Origin of the sequence: Asticcacaulis currens (genome assembly GCF_028550395.1) — a bacterium.
Taxonomy (GTDB): domain Bacteria; phylum Pseudomonadota; class Alphaproteobacteria; order Caulobacterales; family Caulobacteraceae; genus Asticcacaulis; species Asticcacaulis currens.
Window position 1 is genome coordinate 13,325 of sequence record NZ_JAQQKW010000002.1, and the last position, 22,786, is coordinate 36,110.

The following is a 22,786-nucleotide window of genomic DNA, read 5'->3' on the forward strand; positions in this document are numbered from 1 at the left end:
TGTGTCAGGCGCGGATCAGGTCTATAGTGACGGGTTCGGCTTTCAGCGGCACCGCATAGGCGCCCAGAGCCTTATCGGCCTTGAGGCTATAGGGCCTGGCCCCCTTCACCGTGGTTTCAAAATTCACGTAGGCGACGGGCGTCTGGGCGTCGGCAGCGCCCAAAGTCAGGTGCACCTTGCCGCTGACGCTGTCATAGGCGACCTCCGCGATCTTACCCGCATCCAGCGTGATCCACAGACCCGCCGGGGCGATAAAGACGCGACGGCGGGCGCTGTCCTTCGGCGCAAGGCGGATCACGCCATCGGACGTTTTGACTACGCCGCCAAAGCCGGTCCAGCCGAACACCGGGTGTTTGACCAGATACGAGGCCGAGGTCACGGCGTGACCGAAGAAGCTCATGCCATAGTCGCCATTGATGGCGTCCCACTTCATGGCGTCCGGGAAGGAATGGAAGGCCGCCGAGGCAAAACCCTCTGCGTCGATATTGGTCAGCGAGCCCATCAGTCCGCCATAGGCGACGCGCAGCATGTAGAGGTCATCCGGCGTTTCGCGGTAGGCGTCGAACAGCGGTACGGCATTGAGCGACGAGCCGTAATGGTGCAACTGACGCTCAATCCGCGACAGCTTGCCGGCATAGAGGAAGTCCCAGAAGCGTCGCGCCGAGCCGTTATAGCCCCAGTGCGGGATGGCCGGGTCATAGGCCATGATGACTTCGCGCGTGACATCGGCCTTATCCTGATGGCCGAAGTAGCGCATCCACATATAAACTTCGGCCTGACCGGTGGAATCCCACGGCATTTCCGAGCCGAACGGATATTTCAGCGTCTTCCAGATTTCGACGCGGCCTTTCATCAACGCCTCGACCTCTGCGGCCAGTTCGGTCCAGCCTTCCCGTTTCAGATCGAGCAGGATGTAGAGGAAGACATCGCCTTCCATCTGCCCGAACTGCGTATAGTAGGGGGCTTTGCTCATCATGGCCTTGATGGTTTCGGCTGCCCGCGTCAGATAGGTCTGCCAGGTTTCGCCCGCCGTCATGTCCGTGTGGTAGCGGCCGAGGCGATACAGCGTCCACCACGCGGCGGCCGGATGCGGATAGTTGTAGGACCGCCCCAGATCGGCAGCGTGCTTACGGTCCCAGGCCGACCAAACCTTCCAGTTCAGAGACGCATCATAGGTGCCCTTGGGCATCCCTTCGGGGTCATAGAACATCAGCGATTTGCGCACGCCGTACTTATCGGGCCCGTCCGGCGTCTGGATTTGCCCCCACAGGGTGGTGTTGGCGAAGCGCTCGAACTTTTGCACCTCTTCGGGCTTCGGATTGTCGAGCTGCTTCATGATGGCCGCCAGCCACGCCCCGGCCCCGCCTTCGTCCGACAGGCCCGACACCCAAACGCGATTGTCCTGAAGCACCAGCGCCTGTTTTTCGCGGTCGTAAATCAGGATCGACGGCGAACGCTTGAACGGATCATCCGGGTTTTCGTACCACTGCTTGGTGGTCAGAAAGTGCCCCATATCGCCCACGGCCTCGGCTTGCGGCTTGGTCACCTTGTAATGGACGGTCTGCTGTGTGCCGCCGGCATAGGTCAGAGTCAGGCGCGCGCGGCCCAGCGTCTTGCCCGCCACGCTGAATTTCAGCCAGCCGCCTCTGATATCGCCCGCAGGCGTGACCTCCAGCGCGCCTTGCGGATGCACGGCGAAGGCTTTGACCGGCTTGGGGGCATGGACAAAGAGGTCGGCGGGCAGGTCGGTCGGCACGACATAGCCGGGAATACCGACGGCGACCGGACGACCCTGTTTGATCAGGGTCGGCTCGATCTCTCGGATCGAGGGCGACAGCACGAATTTCAGCGCCACACGGGTCGATTGCCCCGGCCTCAACATCAGAGACGTGGGCGTGTTCCACTGTTCGACGCCCTTCCATTCGCTGTCGGCAAAGCCCTTGGCGTGCGTCATCCAGCTGTAGAAGCCTTCGAACGTCATGTTGCGCGGTTCGATATCGCTGTAAATGGCCGGCTTTTTGTCGGCGTCGCGCGTGTTGAGGATCGGCTTGTACAGCTCGAACTTCGCCGTATCGCTGGCGGGCAGAACCAGCAGGGACGGCCCCTGCCCGTTAAGACGGTTGACCTGAAGATAGCCGGCATTCAGGCCGACATATGGATCATAGAAGGAGGCGACATCGTGGGCCTCATCGAGGTGACGCCCGCTGATGATATTGTCAAAGACCATGGCCATGCCCAGCCCGCCGACCTCAATCGTCTTTTGGGTGGGGTTCGTCAGGGTAAAGCTCAGGACCAGCTTGCCCCCAGACACGCTCCACGTCCGCACCACCTTCAGCGGCATATCCGCACCGAGGCTGGCGGTAATGTCCGCTGAGGCCAAAGCACCATTCGGTTTTGGCAGGGCCCTGACCTTCACGCGGCGATAGGCCGTCGAATGGTCGCGCCACGTCTCGTCATCTTCGACGCGCACGCGCAGGTCGATATCCCCCAGACGGTAGCACCCATCGCCCAGACGCTGGGTGAAACGGTGCCGCGGGGCGAAGTCGAAGCCACCCCCTACACCCTTGGGGGCCAACGAGACGAGGGTCTGAGAGGTTTCCTGAAGCTCGATATGAAAATCCGGCGTTTCGTGGACCGTGGTCTGCGCCTCGGCGCTGTTCCACGCAAAGCCACCCGTTTCAGCGGCCTGCGCCAGAGTGGGCGCGGCCAGTGCCGCGGCCATGGCCGTCAGGCTGGCGCGGCGGGTGAGTGTCGAAACGGCGGATGGCGTCATGGTTCACTCCGTCGGGTGAAAGGGGTTATACTTGCGAAAGATACTCAGGGTTATTTTTCGTTGCAGGACGCGACACATGATAAGCGGCTGGCCGTCACTGCCCGTGAAAAGGGGTGTCCACCGCCTCGCCAGGGACGGGAGCCGGTGGACATCCAGGGTCTGGAGAGCCCTGACAACCCGGAGGAAGTCAATACTGCCATCAGAGACCTCAGCCAGACAGGCAGACCGCTCATCACCGGAATTGAGAGCCGTCTACCCGCCAAAATCTAACCTCGCTTTGCGCGCACGGTCAAATATAAAATATACGATTGTCCAAAATAATTGTCGGAGTTATTGTACAATTATTCCGCCTTGGAGATCAGGTTTTCGTAGAAATAGCCGCTCAGCTTGCGCCAGTAAAAGGGCTGCATGACCGCGTGGTTGGTGTTGGGCAGGATGACCAGCTCATGCGGCTTTCCGGCCTTGATCAGGGCGTCCGACAGGCGTAGCGACGCGACCACGGGCACGTTGTCGTCGATATCGCCGTGGATCAGCATCAGCTTACCCTTGAGGTGGGCAGCCACCGACATGTTGGAGTTGCGCTCCCACGTGGCGTCGTCGGCATTGCCCATATTGACCTCCGGCCACCACGCCTTGTCCAGCCTCAGGTCGTGATTGCCCGAAGAGGCCACGCCGACCTTGTAAAATTCCGGACGGCGCAGGATGAAGCGCGCGGTGTCATAGCCCCCGGCCGAACCGCCATAGACCCCTACCCGGTCAAGGTCGAAATAGGCATATTTCGCCTTCATGGCCTTCAGCACCCAGATATGGTCGTCCAGTCCGACCTCACCCAGATTCTGCCAGGCCGATGAGCGGAAGGCCTTGCCGCGCTGGGACGTGCCGCGCCCGTCGATCGTCACCACAATGGCCCCGAACTGCGCCAGCGCATTGGTCCCGGCGATCATATTGTCCTCATAGGACTCACCGAACCGGTGCGTGGTTGGCCCGGTATAGACGTTCTCGATGACCGGATAGGTCGTTGACGGATCGAAATAGGCCGGGCGGTGGATCATGCCGTACAGCTTCGTCTTGCCGTCATCCGCCAAAGTCTCGAACGGTTCCGGCGGCGTGAACCCCGTGGCCAGCAGGGCCGACGGATCAGCCTTGCCCAGTTCCAGTACGATCTGCCCGTCTGAGGTGCGGCGCAGCAGGGTGCGTGTCGGGACCGTCGGTGAGGACATGCGGTCTATGAACCATTGACCGTCGTCGGAGACCTTGACCTCGTGATCGAGCGGCTCAGGGGTGAGGTTGCTGATCCTGCCGTCCATTGTGACGCGATAGAGGCTTTTGAAATAGGGGTTTACGCCCGCTTCGCGACCAATGCCGGTGATCAAGGCGGGGCCGTCCTTCGTGATGTGTTCGATCGTCAGGACTTCCCAGTTGCCGCGGGTAATGGCCTTGCCACCGTTCGGGTCTTCGCCGCGTTTGATCAGATAAAGCTGCGCCCAGTCGCTGCGTTCGGAAATAGCCAGATAGCCGCCCCATTCCGGTGCGTTTCTCAGCGCGCTGGAGGTGACGGCGACATTGGGTTTCAACGCCTCGCGCACCCGCACCTGCGCCTTGCCGGTTTCCGGATCGGCTTCGTAGAGCGCGATTTCGCTATAGCCGCGCGCCTGCCACTCATAGATGATGTGACCGGCTTCGTCCCAATAGAGCAACGGATCACCGGGCCATAACAGCGACTGAGCCGGTACATTCGGCAGGCTGAGGGCCGGCTTTTGTGCCCGCGTCGCTTCGATATCTATGACGACCGGATGCAGTTGCGGGATGTCCTTGGCCCCGGCGGTGGGATAGACGTAGCTGAATTCGCGCGGGAACCGGCTGCCGGGCGGGTTTTGTTGCACGGCGTGCCAGATATAGCTGCCATTACGATCCAGCCGGTAGGTCAGAAGACGTTTGGAATCGCCGGTCCATTGAGCGGATACGCTCATCTCCGGGGTTTCGGAATTGGCGGCGGCCATGGCCCCCAGCATGGGGTAGTTCTGACCGTAGCGACGGTCGTAATTCCCATCCGAGGTCAGCGGTGTTTCGCGCCCTGTGGCTGTATCGACCAACCACAGATTATAGTTGCGGGCAATGACGCGCGACTTGCCGTCCGGAGAGACAACACCCGCGACTTTCGGTGCCGGCTCGACAGCCGTCACCTTGCCAGACGCCGTGTCCAGCGTCCATTCACGCCCGGCGGCGGAAAGGCGCAACGTCCCCTTCGCAGGGTCGAAATCGAGGGGCCGCATGTCCGCCACGCCGTCTATCTTGGCCCCTTGTGCCACCAGTAACGGCGTCAGGGCGGCTTCTGTCGCCAGTTCGCGGCCTGTTGCGGTCACGGGATCGGCCAGCATTAGCCGCCCCTGCCCTTTCGCGCCCAGACGATAGACGACGCTCTTGCCATCGGAGGTGAACCGGGCCCGAACATCAAGATCAGTGATCAGGCTGTTGATATTACCCGGCAAATACCGGTCGGCCCTGGCCGCCAGCGCATCAAAGGCGGACGGCGCGACAGCTACCGGCGTTTGCGCCAGCGTGGCGGTGGAAAGGGACAGGAGAGGAAGGCACAGGGCCAGCACAAGCGGCTTCATCGGTTGTAACCTGCTAAGCGGAAGAAAAGCGACCGATAGAGACTACCGGCCGCTTGCAGACTGTTGGTGAACGAACGCGAGCGGTGTTTTGGCCGCTCGCGCGTCATAAGGTTAGAACTTCGCCGTCATGCCCACGCGCAGGGTGCGACCCAGCGCATCATAGAAGGACGGGTAGGTGTTGAAGGTGTTGCCAATCGGTTCACCGAGCAGCGGCGGTTCGGTGTCCAGAAGGTTCTGAACATTGAAGCGTACTTCGACCTTCCTGGTCACCGGCACGCGCACCGCCAGATCGAAATAGCTGCGGGCCGGCATCTTCTCGGCCAACGGGAAGAGGTTGGTATTGCCGGGGTTCGGCTTAGCCGCCAGCGCCTTGTCCGGCGACAGGCGATCGTTCTTGGTTTCGCCGACATAGCGCCAGTTCAGACCCACGGAAATATCTTCCCACGGCGTCAGCCAGTTGAGGGTGGCGGTGTGACGCCACTTGGTCCACGGATCACCGCAGGTCGAACCGAAGTAACCAACGCAGGAAATGGTCGGCGCAGAGGCGATGTACTTGCGTTGGTTCGACAGCGTCCGCGTCCCGTTCAGGCCGAAGCTGAAGCTGCCGACCTTCACGCCATTGATGCCTTCCGGCAGACGCAGGGTATAGTTGGCGCTGATGTCCACGCCCTTGGTCTTGGTCATACCGGCATTGACCCAACGCGCATCCACAGTCTCGATGCGTCCCGATGTGGCGTTACGCTTGTAGAGATCGCAGTAGGTGGTGATCTTGTTATCGTAGCACTGGGTGAATATCTGATCGGCGCGCACCCATTCAAAGGCATTGGTGATGTCGATGCTGTACCAGTCCGCCGTCGCCGTGAAGTCACGCCAGAAGGTGGGACGGAAAACCACACCCGCCGTATAGCTGCGCGCCGTTTCCGGCTTCAGGTCCTGACGCCCGCCATTGACCAGCGTACCCGTATTACAGAAGCCCGCTGTATCACAGCGGTAGCCCGGATCATTGGTCAGAGCGTTGTACTGCGCCTGAGTCATATTGATCGAGCATTGTTCGTAGGTATAGCGGGTATAGACCGAACCGGCGGCCGGCGGGGCACAAAAGTCAAGGAAACGCGAGTCGGGATATTCGTGTATCCCTTCCAGCCGTTCCTTTTCCGCCACGCGGAAGGCCTCATTGACGCTTGCGCGGAAGCGCACATCGTTCGTGGGTTGCCAGCTCAGTTCCGCCTTCCAGGTTTTGACAACGCGGTCGTGCGTCGAATAGTCGGACAGGCGGTAGCCCCCGTTCAGGGTCAGGTCGCGGATAAAGGGCTTGTCCTGAATTAGCGGGATGTCGATTTCGACCGCCGCCTCCTTGACGTCCTGCGTGCCGGTATAGGCCACAAACCAGCTATAGCCGCCGGTGCCGCCCGTGGTCACGGTATCCTTACGGTATTCACCCGACAGGGCGTAGGCCACGGGGTCATTGGCCCACGGACTTTTCAGCCCGAACTTGCCCAGCTCGCCGGAAATGGTCGCCACGAAGATTTCGTTCTCGCGCGTGGTCTTGGTTTGACCGGCTTCGTCGTAATAGGCGTAAGCGGCGTCGCCCAGCCCCTTGCCGTCGTAGCTATAGATATTGCCGGGGACGCATTGGGTATTGGTGCTGCCGCTCGGGGGCGCACAGGTCCCCGAAGCCCCTACCCCTTCGATCCCCTCGGCCACGCGGTTCTGGAAATTGCCGATGAAGATGTGGTTGGATTCGTAAACGTCATCGCGGGTATAGCGCGCATAGCTGACATTATAGTTCAACTCGTCGGAAAAACGCCCGCTGATGCCCAACTGCGCATTCAGCGTCCTGGCACCGAAAGAGAAATCCTGATCGGCCTGCGGCCGCCAGATGGCGGTATAGAGCATCCCGGTCGTCGGGGTGACCCCACCCGTTGTCGGGCAAAGCAGGGATCTTTGCTGCGCGCTCAGAAGCGAGTTGGCGCATTGCACCTCGACCTCGACATAGTCCACGGGGATGCGCCGTGCCTGACTTTTTGTCTCGTTCTCGGTATAGAGAACATTCAGGTTGAGTTTCAGGCGTTCCGAAAACTTGTAATTGAAGAACAGACCGCCGCGATACACCTGATCGGAGCGCTGCATATAGTCTTCAATGGGCGCCCGCTGAAGGTCGTTCTCGTTGAACGGCACCCAGGTTTTGGAGCCGTCCTTGGCCAGCTGGTACTCCGAGCCGTTGACGCTGAACCAGCCGTAAGGACGGTATTCGGTGAAATTACAGTCGAACGTATCGTTCTTGAGCTGCGTCGGCGGCGTATAGTTGCCGTAACCCGACTGCTGGTTCATGTTCAGGCGGCAGGCCGCGTGGTCAATTTCGGACCATTGGATCGGGGTGGTTTCCTTATAGCCCAGAAACCCTGAGATATTGCCCTTGCCCTGATTAAAGTCCGTGCCAGCCGTGACGTTGAAATAATACTGCTCGCCCCCGAAGAAGGTCTTCTTGGGGGTGGCGTATCCACGCTTTTGCAACAGATCCAGCATAAACTGGTTATCGTTTTCGTGCTGCTGTGCGGAGACTTCGGCATCGACCGTCACACCGTTAAAGCGCGTCTTGGTGATGAAGTTGACGACGCCGCCAATGGCGTCAGAACCGTAAACCGCCGACGCCCCGCCGGTCAGAATATCGACGCGCTCAATAAGTGAACCGGGGATCGTCCCCACATCGTTAATCGTGCGCACCCCGTTGATCAGGGTCAGGGTGCGGCCGGCGCCCAGACGGCGCATATTGATTTCGTGTGCCCCCACCGTTTCCCCGGACGTCTTCATACCCATCATCGGATGGACCTGAGGCAGGGTGCTGATAGCGTCTTCGATACGCCCCAGACCGCGATTTTGCAAATATTCAGAGTCAATGACCGTAATCGGACTGTTGCTGGTCAGATTTGGACGCTTGATGCGCGTGCCGGTCACCACAACCGTCTCAATCTCGCTCTTATCCTTAACCTTGGTCTCGTCCTCTTTGGCCTGCTGAGCCAGGGCCGGGACAGCGACGGCCAGGCTGATCAGGCCGGTAAAGGCCAACATAGCCGAGCGGCGGTGTTTACGAATTTGCATAATAACTCCCCTGAATACGATCTGACACACATCCGACAAAAGTCTGTCAAATATGTTATACGATATATTTCATACGAAAAAAGGGGAGCGAAAAACAATTCCATATGCGTGTTTATTATGACACATATGTCATAAATATTCGTATCCAGAGAAACGAATATTGGGGTAAATATCTATTTTTGTTCAGTTATATTTCTCTGGCGCTCCATTTCACAGGCGAATTAACCCACTATAAATTTTTTACCGCGCGCCAATTATGTCTGATTATATCGGGAAATCTGTATGGTAGCGCTATCGGCAAATGACCGCCGATAAACGAAAAAAGGGAGCGTCACGAAGACGCTCCCTGATTTAATAAGGCTGCTTAAGTGCCGCCTGTCGTCGAAGCCTTTAGATTTCCTGATTGAAGGCCCCCACCTCCGGGTGATTGGCCAGGCGCGGCTTGATCTCTTTACGGAACAGGTCGCGCATGTCGTCTGCCGAGCGCAGCGACTCGACCACCACCACCAGTTCCGGCTTGTTGGAGGACGCACGCACCAGCACCCACGATCCGTCCTCAAGGTGCACGCGGGCGCCGTTGACCGTAATCACTTCAACGATCTTGCGGCCGAGAATTTCACCACCCGCCGCGTGCAGATCGACATATTCCTGCACAATCTTTTCCAGAACCTCATACTTCACCTCATCGCCGCACTTGGGCGACATGGTCAGCGAGGTGTAGGCGACCGGCAGCGAGTCTTTCAGATCGCTCAACGACTTATCCGGATTGCGGTCCAGCATGGCCAGAACCGCCGCAGCCGCCACCAGACCATCGTCATAGCCGAGGCCGATGGGCTTGTTGAGGAAGAAGTGTCCCGACTTCTCGAAGCCTGCCAGCGCGTTCAGTTCGGACGTCTTGCGCTTGATGTAGGAGTGGCCGGTCTTCCAGTACACCGTCGTCGCGCCGTTTTTCTTCAGGATTTCATCGGTCTTGTAGAGCCCCGTGGACTTCACATCGACGATAAAGGTGGCATTGGGATAGATGTCCGACAGGTCGCGCGCCAGCAGAAGGCCGATCTTGTCAGCAAAGATTTCCTCACCCGTATTGTCCACGACGCCACACCGGTCGCCGTCCCCATCAAAGCCCAGTGCCAGATCGGCACCGTGTTGTTTCACCGCCTTGGCCATTTCGACCAGCATTTCGTGGTCTTCGGGGTTGGGATTGTATTTCGGGAAGGTGGCGTCGAGATCGCAGTCCATCTCGATCACTTCCGCGCCCATAGCGCGCAGGGCCTGCGGCGCGAACGCACCCGCCGTGCCGTTACCACACGCACACACAACCTTCAGCTTGCGCTTCAACTGCGCCTTGGACGCCACGTCGGCCAGATAGCGCTCCTGAACGCCCTTGACCAGTTCCAGCGTACCACCAGGACGGGTGACGCCGGTGCCGGTCATGACAATTTCCTTCAGGCGCGTCATTTCGTCCGGACCGAAGGTCAGCGGGGCCTGGCAGCCCATCTTCACGCCGGTCCAGCCGTTTTCGTTGTGCGAAGCCGTCACCATTGCCACGCAGGGCGCATCAAGGTCAAACTGCGCAAAATAGGCGATGGGCGACAGGCACAAGCCGATGTCCAGCACTTCGCACCCCGCCTGAACCAGGCCGATAATCAGCGCGTTCTTGATATTGATCGAGTAGGAACGGAAGTCGTGGCCGACGACGATGCGCGGCTTCACGTCGCGTTCCTGCACATAGGTGCCCAGACCCAGCCCTAGGGCCTGAATACCGAGAAGATTTATTTCCTTGCCGAACAGCCAGCGAGCATCATATTCGCGGAAGCCGGTCGTCTTGACGAAGGCCTCGGTTTCGAATTCGTAGGTGTTGGGAACCAGGTCCGTGCGGGGGAGAAGGACGGTCATTGCTATATCTCGTGCGTATCGTTGAAGCTGTATTCAGGCGAAGAAGGGCGACAGGGCCGCACGCGCGGCGTCACCCAGGTCGGCGCGTTTGAGCGCCAGAGCCACATTGGCGCGCAGCAGGCCGATCTTGTCGCCGCAATCATAGGTCACACCCTCATATTCGAGCGCGTGGAAGGCTTGGGTTTCCATCAGGCGGAACATGGAGTCGGTGAGCTGGATTTCACCCCCTGCCCCGCGTTCCTGTGTAGCCAGCAGATCGAAAATTTCCGGCTGAAGGATATAGCGGCCCGACACGATCAGATTTGAGGGTGCGGTGCCTTTGGCTGGCTTTTCGACCATGCCGGTCATCTTGTTCAGACGACCGCTCTGCGATTCAAGCGCCACCACCCCATACTGATGCGTCTGATCGTGAGGGACGGGCTCGACGACGATGATGTTGCCGCCCACCTGATTATAGGACTCTACGGCCTGACGCAGGGCGGGCACTTCGGCGTCCATCACCATGTCCGGCAGGATGACCGCAAACGGTTCGTCGCCGATAATGTCGCGCGCGCACCATACCGCGTGCCCAAGACCCTTCGGCTGCATCTGGCGCACAAAGCTCATCTCACCTTCTTTGGGCAGTTCCGCCAGAAGCTGATCCAGAATGGCCGTCTTTTTCTTGGCCGCCAGTTGCGCCTCAAGCTCAACTTGATGGTCGAAATAGTCTTCTATGGCGCCTTTGGATCGACCCGTCACGAAAACGAAGTGCTCGATGCCGGCGGCGCGCGCCTCTTCGACCACATACGCGAGAATGGGGCGGTCAACCACATTCAGTAGCTCTTTGGGAACCACCTTCGTACCCGGTAAAACCCGCGTACCCAGACCAGCCACGGGAACCACGGCCTTACGTATTTTTTTGAACATCAAATCAATCCTGAGGATTCAGTGTGTGAATTTGGAAGTTAAAAATCGAGGAATAAAAATCGGTTTATGTGGTCTTAAACAGATTTCTGCGTTCGCGCAACCAAGCGAGAGGGTTAACGCCCCCAGTCACAACAAAAAATGCTGCGGTGCACACGGTTTTGTGATCGCGTTTATGATTTCCTTATATGCCAGGGGCTATAAACAACCTTCACTTACAATCATACCCGTTTATGAGAACGTATTGCGGGCCATTTACGCCGAATGTGGCCCTCACTCGAGCGCTGTGGGGCGAGATTTTCGTGACCGCTTTCCTAGTCTTTCATCACGCCTAAAACCGCGTAGCCCATCCCGACGAATACCAGCGGAAGTCCGCACACCTTCGGCCTTCATCCAATGATGCACCCCTGCCGCGACCTGTTCGATCAGGGCCGTTTGGCCGTGCCGGCCAGAGTCAGTACCCTGATCCAGCTGACGAGCAAGACCATTATCAGGCCTGCAGCGTTCTCTTGCCCGTCAGCCTGTTCTAGCACAACGATCACAAATCAACTTGGCAGGCCGGCGCGCCAAAAGGAGATCGCTTCGGACAGGGTGGTGGCATGGACGACTTCCTCAAGGGTATGACTGTTAAGAACACCATCTTCACGGCCATTTCCGCCGCCAGCCGCGGTCTTCTTCTTGGGAGAAAATGTAGTTCAATATCCGTTGCCCCCAAGATAAATCCCCGGCCGTTGTTATCAAAGTCGTGAGCGCATGCTCTCTGACACGTTCGACCGCGGCCCTCGGCGCTATGCGGCAAATCATAACAGATACGGTAACAGCCCTCGACCTCGCGAGCGACCACAACTTCCTCACGGGACGGTCGGGCGGTGCCGCCGAAAGCTACGCTCTGACCCTGCAACCGCGCATGGTGTGGGGTGCGATTGCCACCGCCCCGCCTTCTGGTTGACGCGTCAGGTCTTAACAGGATCGATGTCCGGCTAGGATCGTCACGAAACCCAGAATCGCGGACAATCCAACGACCCGTCCAAAGAGGCGCAGGCCCTCACCTGTGTACATCAGACCCTGGTTGATATCGCCCTGGTGGATATGCTCAGCAATGTCACCACCTTCACCTCCTCGGATTTTTCGCGCGCCTTTTAAACCAACGGCGACGCTTCAGATCATGCCTGGGAAGGACCTCACCTCATTTTGGGCGGCGATATCTACGGTCATCAGCCGACCGCCGGTATGGATATCAACGGCTTTTCAAACCCTTCTATGACAAATGCCGCCTTTATCCCTATCGGCCGATCAGTACGCCGTCGCACCCGGGAAATGGTTTGGTGTGTCGTTTTCGGATCTCAACACTAACCTCCCCTATCTGCGCAATTTCTCGCAGAGCGGCCTCGGCTTCCTGTGATTTCACAGCGGCGGCATGTATAGTGGTTTTGGCAGCGAATCGCAGATATTCTCCGTTCAAGGATCAGTGGTTCGCGTCCGTAACAAATCTGACAAACTTAACTGTTAGAGCCGCCTGACGAAAACCCAGCTGCGTAACCGAGCCGAGAGTGGGGTTCGTCGGCGCGCTGTGTCGAATGTAATGAAGGAGCAGCCGGTGCGGGCAGGTTTGAAGGCAGCGGGAACGATGGCTGCGGTGCTCTGCGCCGCGCTACCGGCGGCGGCTCAGGTGTTCGAAGTCGGCACCGATGGCAGCTACAGCCCTCTGTGCGCGTCTCTGCCGCCCATGGCGCACCGTTCGACCGCCACACCCTATCAGACCTTCATTGAGTCGGCGGCTACCCGCTACAATCTCAGCAGCGAGTTCCTCATTGCCGTCATCCGTCAGGAATCGGGCTTCAACCCAGCGGCCGTGTCGCCTCGCGGCGCCATCGGCCTGATGCAACTCATGCCGGCCACCGCCGCCGAATTGGGTATTGATCCGTTCGATCCGGCGGCAAACATATATGGCGGAGCGGCCTATCTGCGTCGTCAGCTCGACCGCTTCGATGGCCGCATTGATCTGGCGCTGGCGGCCTATAATGCTGGTGCCGGAGCGGTCAACCGCCACGGCGGTGTGCCCCCCTATGCCGAAACCCAGGCCTATGTCGCCCGAAGCCTTGACCGCCTCAGCGCAAAGACCGATCCTCAACCGACCGAGACCTGCTCGTAAGGACAAGACTATGAACGCCCGTAAATTCCTACCCGCCCTTCTTTCCCTGCTGGCCGCCTCTCCGGCCTTTGCGCAGGATCCCGCCGGCTCCAGTCCCATCGTCAACGCTTTGGGCTGGATTCAGGGCACGCTGCTCGGCAATGTGGCCACGGCTGTAGCTGTGATCGCCGTGGCCGCTGTTGGCTTCATGATGTTGTCGGGCCGTATGAACTGGCGCTTCGGGGCCACCGTCATTCTTGGCATCTTCATTCTGTTCGGCGCGGCGACCATCGTGGCAGGTATCCGCACGGCGGTGGGGTGAGGCATGAGCGAGGATAATGTCGCTCTGGTCAAGGCGCCCATTTTCCGGGCGCTGACCCAGCCGCAGATGTTTGCAGGTGTGACCTATTCCTATTTCATCCTCAACTTCATGATCACCACCGAGGCCTTCCTGGTCACGCGGTCGTTCTGGGCTCTGGGGATTGCCGTCCTGGTGCACGTGGTGGGCTATCTGGCCTGCCTGCGTGAGCCACGCCTGTTCGACCTGTGGTTCACCAAGGTGAGCCGCACCCCGCGCATCCGGAACTACAGGTTCTGGCGCTGCAACTCGTACCAGCCGTAACGTCTGGTCATCCGTAAGGTTTTCGCATGAGTAACGGCCTGTTCGGGCAAGTCATGAGTTTGGGCGCCAGGGAGCAGCGGATCGGTGACCGCCTGCCCTATGCGCACCTTTATAATGACCACACGGTTACCCTGCGCGACGGGTCGCTGATGCAGGCCCTCTATATCGACGGTTTCGGCTTCGAGACAGCGGACACGACCGATCTCAACAGCCTGCACGCCCTGCGGGAAAGCGCATTGCGCGCCATCGGCGATTCACGGCTGGTGCTGCATCACCACATTCTGCGCCGCAAAGTGTCGGTGACCAGCAGCGGTCAGTATGACGACCCCATAGCGGGCTATATCAATGATCGCTGGCAGGATCGTCTGCAATCGCGAGAACTGTTCGTCAACGACCTGTTTATCACCATTCTGCGCCGCCCGGCGCGCGGCAAGGCGGGGCTTTCCGAAAGCCTCGGCAAACTGTTTGGCGCGCAGTCCGGTGCCGATCGCGACGGCCTGGGGGCGGAACTGCGCGACCTTGACGCGGCGCGCGAAGCCCTGATGGCGGCGCTGGGGCGCTATGGCCCGCGGCTTCTCACCTCTTATGAAACGCGTGGCGGGCGTTGTTCCGAACCGCTGGAACTGCTGTCGGCGCTGATGCATGGTGAGATGCGCCCGGTGCTCAAGCCCGATCCGCTGGCGCGTGACGATGTGGGACAATACCTCCCCTATCAGCGCCTGAGCTTCGGCGTCGATGCCTATGAGTTGAAAAGCGCGGGCGGAGACAAATCGTTCGGTGCGCTCGTCTCGGTGAAGGAATATCCGCCGCAGGCCGCGCCGGGGATGCTGGATGCCCTGCTGCACCTGCCGTATGAAATGACCGTGTCCCAGAGCTTCCAGTTCGTCGATCGTCAGATCGGTCTGGAGCGCGTCAATCTGGCCTTGCGCCGTCTGCGCGCCGCCGATGACGACGGCATTACCCTGCGCGCCGGACTGATGGCTGCCAAGGATGAGCTCGCCTCGGGCCAGACGGCTTTGGGCGAGCATCACCTGACCGTCTGCGTGCGCGCACCGGGCCTCAGCGCTCTTGATCAGGCGGCCGCGCAGGTGACCTCGGCTCTGGCCGATACGGGGGCCGTGGCGGTCCGCGAAGACATCAATCTCGAACCCGCCTTCTGGGCTCAATTCCCGGGCAACGAAGCCTATATTGCGCGCAAGGCCCTGATCTCGGTCTCGGCCTTTGCCGGTCTGGCCAGCCTGCACGGCTTTGCTCTGGGTCAGGCCACCGGCAACCACTGGGGCGAAGCGATCACCGTCTTTGAGACGACGGCGGCCACGCCCTACTTCTTTAACTTCCACGCTTCGGACCTCGGCAACTTCACCCTGATCGGACCGTCGGGATCGGGGAAGACCGTGGTGCTCAACTTCCTCGCCGCGCAGGCCCAGAAGGCGCGTCCGCGCACCATCATCTTTGACAAGGATCGCGGCTCAGAAATCTTTATCCGCGCTATCGGCGGCCACTACGCCACCCTGCGCGCCGGGGAACCCAGCGGCTTCAACCCGCTGCAACTGCCCGACAGCGCCCTCAATCGCGGCTTCCTGCGCGACCTGCTGTCGCGCCTGATCGCGGGCGAAGGCCCGACCCTGCCGCCGGAAGACGACGCCATCATCGCCTCGGCCATCGACGCCATGTACGCACAGGCCCCGGCCTATCGCCGCCTGCGCTATTTTCAGGAGCTTCTCGGGGGCTTCCGTCGCCCCAGCCAGACCGATCTGGCGGCGCGTCTGGCCCCTTGGGTGGGATCGGGTGAATGGGCGTGGCTGTTCGATAACGAGGCGGATCAACTCGACCTGTCGGCGCGCGTTCTGGGCTTCGACATGACGCAGTTCTTAGACGCGCCGGTCCTGCGCGGGCCGATCATGATGTACCTCTTCCACCGGATCGAAGAGCGTCTGGACGGTACCCCGGCCATGATCCTGATCGACGAGGGCTGGAAGGCGCTGGACGATGAGGTGTTTGCCGCGCGCATCCGCGACTGGATGAAGACGCTCAGAAAGCGTAACGCCATCCTCGGTTTCGGCACGCAAAGCGCCGGGGACGCCCTCGACAGCCGCATCTCTTCGGCGATCATCGAGCAGGCGGCGACGCAGATCTTCATGCCCAATCCGCGCGCCCGCTTCGAAGACTATGGCGAAGGCTTCGGCCTCAGCGCTCACGAGGTCGGTCTGGTGCGCGCCCTGCCGCCCCATTCGCGCGCCTTCCTCGTCAAGCACGGCAACCACTCGGTCGTGGCGCGTCTCGAGCTGTCGGGGACGCCGGAAATCCTGACCCTGCTTTCGGGGCGTGAATCGACGGTGCGCAAGCTGGACGAACTGCGTGAAACGCATGGTGACGCTCCCTCCGCATGGTTCGAAGCCCTCACCGGCACGCCGTGGCCCGGCTTTGGCCAAACGGAGCGTGTATCCGCATGATGCCCCCGCCACCCGCCACCTGCCCCGGTATGCCGCTCAGCGGCGACACGGGTATTTCTGGCGCGCTGATGAGCGTGGACTGTCAGATCGGGCGCGTGGTCGAAGACAGCTTCGGGCGTTTGTTCGGCGATGGCGGCTATCTGGGCACGGCCCTGACCTTTTGCCTGACGCTCTATATTGCCTTTCTGGCCTTCGGACTGATCACCGGGCGCACGCGCCTGACGCTGACCACCATGACGCCGAAGGTGCTGGCTATCGGACTGGTCCTGACCTTCGTCACGGCCTGGCCCGCCTATCAGACCGTGGTCTATAACCTGCTGACGCGCGGCCCGGATGAGATCGCTGCCGCCCTGACGGGGTCTGACGAAGGGGCCAGCGCCGCCTTTGCCAAGCGACTCGACGTGCTGTTCTTGCACTTTGCCGATGCCGCCACTGCCTTTGAACAGACCTCGCAGGCGTCCCCTACAGCCGCACCGACGACCGCTCCCAGCGTACAAAACCCGCAGCCCGTCGCGCCGCCCATCCGTAATGGCAAGTCCTCGGCCTCGGACATGCTGTGGAGTTCGGGCCTGATCCTGCTGCTGTCCACCGTCGGCGTGCTGGTCCTGTCGCGCCTGATCCTGACGCTTCTGCTGGCCCTGGGGCCGCTGTTCGTCGTTTTTGCCCTCTTTACCCAGACACGCGGCCTGTTCGAAGGCTGGCTGCGTACATCCATCGGTTTTGCTTTTATCCCCATGCTGGTGACACTGGGCGGTTCGGCGGCCCTGTCGCTGCTGACGCCTGCCATTCTGGCCATATCCGGCGACCCGATGCAGACGGTGCGCGACATTCAGCCGATCGTGATTTTGTTCATGGGTTCCGTGATTTACGCGGCTTTCCTCATTATGCTGATGGTGGTGGCCTTCAATATCGTCAAAAACTGGAACCCCTTGCGCGGTCGCGGCGACAGCGCCGCCGACGTGCAGGCCGCCGCCGTGACCTCCGCCGCCGTCATCGCCGCCGCCGGTGGCTCCACCCTCATCACGCAAGGTGGCGGGACGACCGGCCCCGGTGGTCGCAGCAGTAGCCGCGACACGCGGGTTCAGACCGTGACCACCACCCTTTCTTCTGCGCCACAGGCCGGACAACTGTCTGGCGGGGTGACGCGCCGACAGGGGCTCGGTCAGAGATTCCGAAGCGCCCCGGGCTCAGCGGCCCCGTCTTCTGCATCCCCCAAAACACCTCCGACCCCGACGCCCCTTTCAAAGGCCCCCGGTTCATGACCTTCGCCCGTTCCCTTTCCCTGATGATCGCCGTGCCCCTGCTGGCCGTCGCGCCCGCTCAGGCGCAGGACAGCCGCATCCGCACCATCACCTATGCCGATGGCGAGGTTATCCGCCTCGACACCTGCGTCAGCTTTCAGACCATGATCACCTTCGCCGGCAACGAAAAGATCGAGAATGTCGCCGTGGGCGATGCCGCCCAGTGGCAGGCGACGCCTAACAAGCGCGGTAATCTGATCTTTGTGAAGCCGTTTCAGCGCGGCGCCTTCACCAATATGTCGATTGTCACCAATCGTCGCACCTACGCCTTTGAACTGCGCACCAAGGATGCGGCGGCGTGCAAGCGCGGTGAAGTCATCTACGATCTGCGCTTTACCTACCCCAAGGACGAGCAGGAAGCCCGCGAAGCCGCCGAAAAGTCCGCTGCCGCCCCGGTGACACCGGCCAAACCCGTCTCCACCCTTCCGGAAAAGCGCAACACCAACTATACCTATGCCGGTGACCCGTCTCTGGTGCCCATGCGGTTGTTCGACGACGGGCAATCGACCTATCTCCTTTGGGGGGAAGGCGTACCTTTTCCAGCCATCTATGCCGTTCTGGATGGTAAGGAGACTCTGGTCAATTTCGGTTACCGCGAAGGCTTTATCGTCATCGAACAGGTCGGTCCGGCCTTTGTGCTGCGCCGGGGCGACCTGACAGCTACGGTCTATAATGACGCCTATGTCCCGCCCGCGCTCGATGCCCTGTCGCCGCAGCCGCGGCCCGAAACCCTGCGTAAGGCCGATGCCGCGACCACGAAGAAGCGTACCGGCTGGTTCGGGCGCAAGGAGGACTGAGCATGAAGACCCGTCTCCCCTCCAACGACCCGCAAAGCGATCCACGTAAGACGACAGACCGTTCGGATCTGGGCGTGGCCTCGGTCAATGCCCTGCCGCAGGTGGCTTCGAAATCGTCCCTGAAGGACAGTCTGGTCATGGCTGGCGGTCTTATGGGGGCTGTGTTTCTGGGCGCGCTCACTCTGGTGTTCATGAACAACAACCGTCAGGCGGCGCAATCCCGGCCACCACAGGCGCAACCGGCACAACCCATGCCGCAGCCGCCGGGACAGAACGGCACGGTGGTCGAACTGCCGCCCGTGGCCCTGCCCGAAGGCCCACCCGTGGCGCAGCCGCAACCGCCTCAGGCGGGCGGGGCCGCGCCTGTGGCCGACGCCAATAATGCCCGCGCCAATGCCCTGATCTACGACGTTTCGGCCCCCGACCCTGACCCAACCGCAAGCGCCACTCAGGCCGCCGCCGCGCCGGCCCGCGCCGAAGGCAATGTCATGGACGGCAATTCCGTCGGCGCACTGACGAGCCTCGATCCCACTCGTCAGGTCCGTGCCACGCGTATCACCACGCCGTCGCGCACGGTGTCGCAGGGCACCCTGATCCCGGCGGTGCTGGAAACGGCGCTCAATTCCGACCTACCCGGCTATACGCGCGCCCTCGTCTCGCGCGATGTGCGCAGCTTTGACGGCACGCGCGTCCTGATTCCGCGCGGCTCGCGCCTGATCGGGTCTTACCGCTCAGGCCTGCAAAGCGGGCAGAATCGTCTGTTCATCACCTGGTCGCGTCTGATCCGCCCGGATGGCACGGCTATCGTGCTGACCGACCCCTCGACCGATAATCTGGGTCAGGCGGGTCAAACCGGAGAGGTCGATACGCACTTCTTCAAGCGCTTCGGCTCGGCCATGCTGCTGTCGATCATTGGCGGCCTCGCCAATTCGTCGACCGGCGGGGACCGCAACACCATCGTCATCGGCACGGCACAAGGGGCCAATAATGCCGCCACCGCCGCGCTTCAGGCCGATTCCAAAATTGGCCCCACCGTGCGCGTGGCGCAGGGCACGCCGATTCAGGTCTTCGTTTCCCGCGATCTCGACTTCTCCCTATGACCGAAACCCTACCGACCGAAGGCGTCTATCTCAAGGCCTATATGGCCCCCTTCCGGCAGTGGCTCGACCGCGCCGAAGTCACTGAGGTCATGGTCAATCGTCCCGGCGAGGTTTGGGTCGAAGTCAGCGGTCAGCCCCATATGCAGCGCTTCGACGCGCCCGACATCGACGACGGCCTGCTCAACCGGCTGGCGGCGCAGATCGCGCGCATCAGCCATCAGGGCATCAACCGCGAGAACCCTATGCTGGCCGCGACCCTGCCGTCGGGCGAGCGCGTGCAGATCGTCGGCCCGCCTGCCACACGCCGCCACTGGGCCATCGCCATTCGTCGGCACCTGATGGTGAACCGGCCGCTGGAAGCCTATGATCGTGGGCCTATCCGCGCTCCGGCCTATGGCAATCCGGCCGACGAACAGCGCGCCGCTCGCGCCAATCCGGTCGCTTTCCTCAAACAGGCGGTAACCGAGCGTAAGACCATCCTGATTTCGGGCGGCACCTCATCGGGCAAGACGACCTTCCTCAATGCGCTTTTGAGCGCTGTGCCCAATGAGGAGCGCGTTATTTTGGTTGAAGACACACCGGAAATCGCGGTCCACCAACCGAACGCGCTGGGTCTTGTGGCCGTCAAGGGTGAACTGGGCGAAGCCAAGGTGACTGTCAATGACCTGTTGCAGGCGTCGTTGCGCCTGCGCCCGGATCGCATCATCGTGGGCGAAATCCGTGGGGCCGAGGCCGTGACCTTCCTGCGCGCCATCAATACCGGCCACCCCGGCTCCTTCACTACGGTCCACGCCAACACACCGCAGGGCGCGCTGGAACAGATTGCCCTGATGGTGATGCAGACCGGCATGGCCCTGTCGCGGCCCGAAACCATCGCCTATGCGTCAGGTTTGATCGACGTGGTGGTGCAGTTGTCGAAGGCAGGGGGCGAACGCGGCATTGCCGACATCATGCTGCCGCGCGCGCATCTGGCGTCCGTGTAACCGGCCGGAAATATTCAGATATCAAGATTCGCCGTAATCCACCGTCATTGATGAGATCAGTCTTCATCAATGTAAATGGAACAGCATGACACATTCCGACCGCCCCGAAGCGCCCTATCATAAGGACGAAGGCAGCCTTCAGGACCTTATCCAGTTTGTCTCCCGTCGCCGAACGCTGGGTATGTTGGGAACCCTTGCCTTTGGGGCCAGTTCTGTGGCGGCGTGCGGTGGAAGTGGCGACGGTGGCTCAACCTCCACAAGCGTAGCCACATCATCGTCTTCATCATCTTCGGCCAGTTCATCCTCCAGCAACAGTTCATCTTCGAGCAGTTCAACCTCCGCAAGCGGCACCTGCACAACCTTTTCAAATGAAACTGAGGGACCATATCCCGGCGACGGTTCCAACACCGTCTCTGGCAGCATCATCAACGCACTGGCCATCTCAGGCATCAATCGTTCAGATATACGCACTTCGGTGGGATCAGCCTCAGGTACGGCACCGGGCCTGCCCCTGACCCTGACCATATCGCTGGTCAACTCAGGCACCGGCTGTACGCCGCTTGCCGGTTATGTGGTTTACATCTGGCATTGCACGCGAGACGGGCTCTATTCGCTCTATTCCTCGACCCTAACCGCCCAGAACTATCTGCGCGGGATACAGGTCACGGACTCAAGCGGTAAGGTCACCTTCACCACCATCTTCCCCGGCTGTTATACCGGCCGCATGCCGCATATCCATGTTGAGGTCTATCCCAGCCTGGCCGCCGCGACCAGCTACGCCAACAAGATCAAGACAACGCAATTCGCGCTGGATCGGACGGTCTGTTCGACGGTTTACAGTACGGTCTCAGGATACAGTGCCTCGACCACGGCCCTGAACGGCATCACCTTTGCCACGGACAATGTCTTCAGTGACCTGTCGTCATCGCAACTGGCTGCGCAGACGATCAGTCTGAGCGGTGACACGACCAACGGTTATACCGGCCCCATCACGCTTGGGATCAAGATCTGACCCTATCCCATAAGGGTTTTTAGGTCTGCATAAGGCGTGCGCCAGTCAATGGTGCGCGCCGACAGCCACGCATCGTCATAATAGGTGTCGCCGTAGCGCTCACCGCCATCGCAGAGGATGGTGACGATGGAGCCCGTCTCGCCCTTCTGCGCCATCTCCTGCATCAAACGCACACAGGCCCACAGGTTGGTGCCGGTCGAGCCGCCGACGCGCCGGCCCAGACGCTCCGATAACAGACGTACGGCGGCGATCGACTGCGCGTCCGTCACCACCTCCATGCGGTCGATCAGCGACGGGATGAAGCTCGGCTCGACGCGCGGGCGTCCTATCCCTTCGATGCAGGACCCACAACGGTCGATCGTCTGGACGCTGCGGTCGTGATAGTGGCGATGGAAGACCGAGCCTTCGGGGTCGGCCACACACAACCGCGTCGGCAAGCGGCGATAGCGGATGTATCGCCCCAGGGTCGCCGAGGTACCGCCCGTCCCGGCCCCGGTCACCAGCCAGCTTGGCACGGGGTGCGGCTCCGCCGTCATCTGGCTGAACAGGCTTTCGGCGATATTGTTATTGCCGCGCCAGTCGGTGGCGCGTTCGGCATAGGTGAACTGATCAAGGTAATGGCCGCAGGTTTCATCGGCAAGTCGTTGCGCCTCGGCATAGACGGCGTTGGGGTCATCGACGCCGTGCACCTCCCCGCCCTGAAAGCGGATCGCGTCGATCTTGGCCTGCGCCACCGACTTTGGCACCACAGCGATAAAGCGCAAGCCCAGCAGCCGCGCGAAATAGGCCTCGGAAACGGCGGTAGAACCCGACGACGATTCGATCAGGGTGGTCTGCGGCCCGATCCACTCATTGCACAGGGCATAGAGGATCAGCGAGCGCGCCAGACGATGCTTCAGGCTGCCTGTCGGGTGTGAGGACTCGTCCTTGAAATAGAGGTGCACCCCCGGAAATGCCGCCACCTCATGATGGATCAGGTGGGTATCGGAGGAACGGTTGAAATCCGCCTCGATGCGGCGCACCGCCTCGATCAGCCAGTCGCGCGGCACCTGTGTCATCCTGCTCATCCCGTTACTCCTGAAACCGGCACAAAGCGCGTGC

General features: G+C 60.8%; 17 protein-coding genes. 10 read left to right on the forward strand and 7 right to left on the reverse strand.

Annotated elements, in window-relative coordinates; all coding sequences use genetic code 11:
• Positions 1–4: 4 nt before the first annotated feature.
• The 5 genes from PQU94_RS03275 to galU all read right to left on the reverse strand — a co-directional run bounded on the left by PQU94_RS03275 (position 5) and on the right by galU (position 11,289).
• Positions 5–2,773 carry a DUF5695 domain-containing protein gene (locus PQU94_RS03275; RefSeq protein WP_272740070.1) on the reverse strand — a complete coding sequence of 923 codons (2,769 nt, stop codon included), beginning with the start codon at positions 2,771–2,773 and terminating at the stop codon, positions 5–7.
• A 341-nt stretch (positions 2,774–3,114) separates the two neighbouring features.
• Positions 3,115–5,388, reverse strand: a complete 2,274-nt coding sequence (locus PQU94_RS03280; protein ID WP_272740071.1) for a S9 family peptidase — start codon at positions 5,386–5,388, stop codon at positions 3,115–3,117.
• A gap of 111 nt (positions 5,389–5,499) precedes the next feature.
• Entirely contained in the window at positions 5,500–8,487 is a 2,988-nt protein-coding gene (locus tag PQU94_RS03285; RefSeq protein WP_272740072.1) for a TonB-dependent receptor domain-containing protein, read from the reverse strand.
• 390 nt (positions 8,488–8,877) lie between these two features.
• Positions 8,878–10,383, reverse strand: coding sequence for a phosphomannomutase/phosphoglucomutase (locus tag PQU94_RS03290; protein ID WP_272740073.1), 1,506 nt, complete (start codon positions 10,381–10,383; stop codon positions 8,878–8,880).
• Positions 10,384–10,416: 33 nt separating this feature from the next.
• The gene (gene galU, locus PQU94_RS03295) at positions 10,417–11,289 is read right to left on the reverse strand and encodes a UTP--glucose-1-phosphate uridylyltransferase GalU (RefSeq protein WP_272740074.1); all 873 of its coding nucleotides are present in this window, start codon (positions 11,287–11,289) and stop codon (positions 10,417–10,419) included.
• A gap of 787 nt (positions 11,290–12,076) precedes the next feature.
• Here galU and PQU94_RS03300 point away from each other — a divergent pair.
• The 9 genes from PQU94_RS03300 to virB11 all read left to right on the forward strand — a co-directional run bounded on the left by PQU94_RS03300 (position 12,077) and on the right by virB11 (position 20,673).
• On the forward strand, positions 12,077–12,235 hold the full coding sequence (locus PQU94_RS03300; RefSeq protein WP_272740075.1) for a hypothetical protein: 159 nt from the start codon (positions 12,077–12,079) through the stop codon (positions 12,233–12,235).
• A gap of 678 nt (positions 12,236–12,913) precedes the next feature.
• Positions 12,914–13,438, forward strand: a complete 525-nt coding sequence (locus PQU94_RS03305; protein ID WP_272740076.1) for a lytic transglycosylase domain-containing protein — start codon at positions 12,914–12,916, stop codon at positions 13,436–13,438.
• A gap of 10 nt (positions 13,439–13,448) precedes the next feature.
• A complete protein-coding gene (locus tag PQU94_RS03310) occupies positions 13,449–13,739 on the forward strand; it encodes a TrbC/VirB2 family protein (protein WP_272740077.1) in 291 nt (96 codons plus the stop codon).
• Positions 13,740–13,742: 3 nt separating this feature from the next.
• A complete protein-coding gene (locus PQU94_RS03315; RefSeq protein ID WP_272740078.1) occupies positions 13,743–14,039 on the forward strand; it encodes a VirB3 family type IV secretion system protein in 297 nt (98 codons plus the stop codon).
• A 26-nt stretch (positions 14,040–14,065) separates the two neighbouring features.
• Positions 14,066–16,492 (forward strand): VirB4 family type IV secretion/conjugal transfer ATPase, encoded by a 2,427-nt coding sequence (locus PQU94_RS03320; RefSeq protein ID WP_272740079.1) that lies wholly within the window; start codon positions 14,066–14,068, stop codon positions 16,490–16,492.
• Positions 16,489–17,754, forward strand: coding sequence for a TrbL/VirB6 family protein (locus PQU94_RS03325; RefSeq protein ID WP_272740080.1), 1,266 nt, complete (start codon positions 16,489–16,491; stop codon positions 17,752–17,754). The genes PQU94_RS03320 and PQU94_RS03325 overlap by 4 nt, the downstream gene beginning before the upstream one ends.
• Entirely contained in the window at positions 17,751–18,590 is an 840-nt protein-coding gene (locus PQU94_RS03330; RefSeq protein ID WP_272740081.1) for a TrbG/VirB9 family P-type conjugative transfer protein, read from the forward strand. Before PQU94_RS03325 ends, PQU94_RS03330 begins: the two co-directional genes overlap by 4 nt.
• 2 nt (positions 18,591–18,592) lie before the next feature.
• Entirely contained in the window at positions 18,593–19,690 is a 1,098-nt protein-coding gene (locus tag PQU94_RS03335; protein ID WP_272740082.1) for a TrbI/VirB10 family protein, read from the forward strand.
• Positions 19,687–20,673, forward strand: a complete 987-nt coding sequence (virB11, locus tag PQU94_RS03340; RefSeq protein WP_272740083.1) for a P-type DNA transfer ATPase VirB11 — start codon at positions 19,687–19,689, stop codon at positions 20,671–20,673. The genes PQU94_RS03335 and virB11 overlap by 4 nt, the downstream gene beginning before the upstream one ends.
• Before the next feature lie 138 nt (positions 20,674–20,811).
• Here the strand turns inward: virB11 and PQU94_RS03345 are convergent, their stop codons facing one another.
• Positions 20,812–21,123, reverse strand: coding sequence for a hypothetical protein (locus PQU94_RS03345; protein WP_272740084.1), 312 nt, complete (start codon positions 21,121–21,123; stop codon positions 20,812–20,814).
• 25 nt (positions 21,124–21,148) lie between these two features.
• On the opposite strand from PQU94_RS03345, the gene PQU94_RS03350 reads away from it, so the two are divergent.
• Positions 21,149–21,685: a dioxygenase family protein gene (locus PQU94_RS03350; protein WP_272740085.1), complete on the forward strand. Its 537-nt coding sequence runs from the start codon at positions 21,149–21,151 to the stop codon at positions 21,683–21,685.
• A 2-nt stretch (positions 21,686–21,687) separates the two neighbouring features.
• Here the strand turns inward: PQU94_RS03350 and PQU94_RS03355 are convergent, their stop codons facing one another.
• On the reverse strand, positions 21,688–22,752 hold the full coding sequence (locus tag PQU94_RS03355) for a PLP-dependent cysteine synthase family protein (RefSeq protein WP_272740086.1): 1,065 nt from the start codon (positions 22,750–22,752) through the stop codon (positions 21,688–21,690).
• Positions 22,753–22,786: the final 34 nt, after the last annotated feature.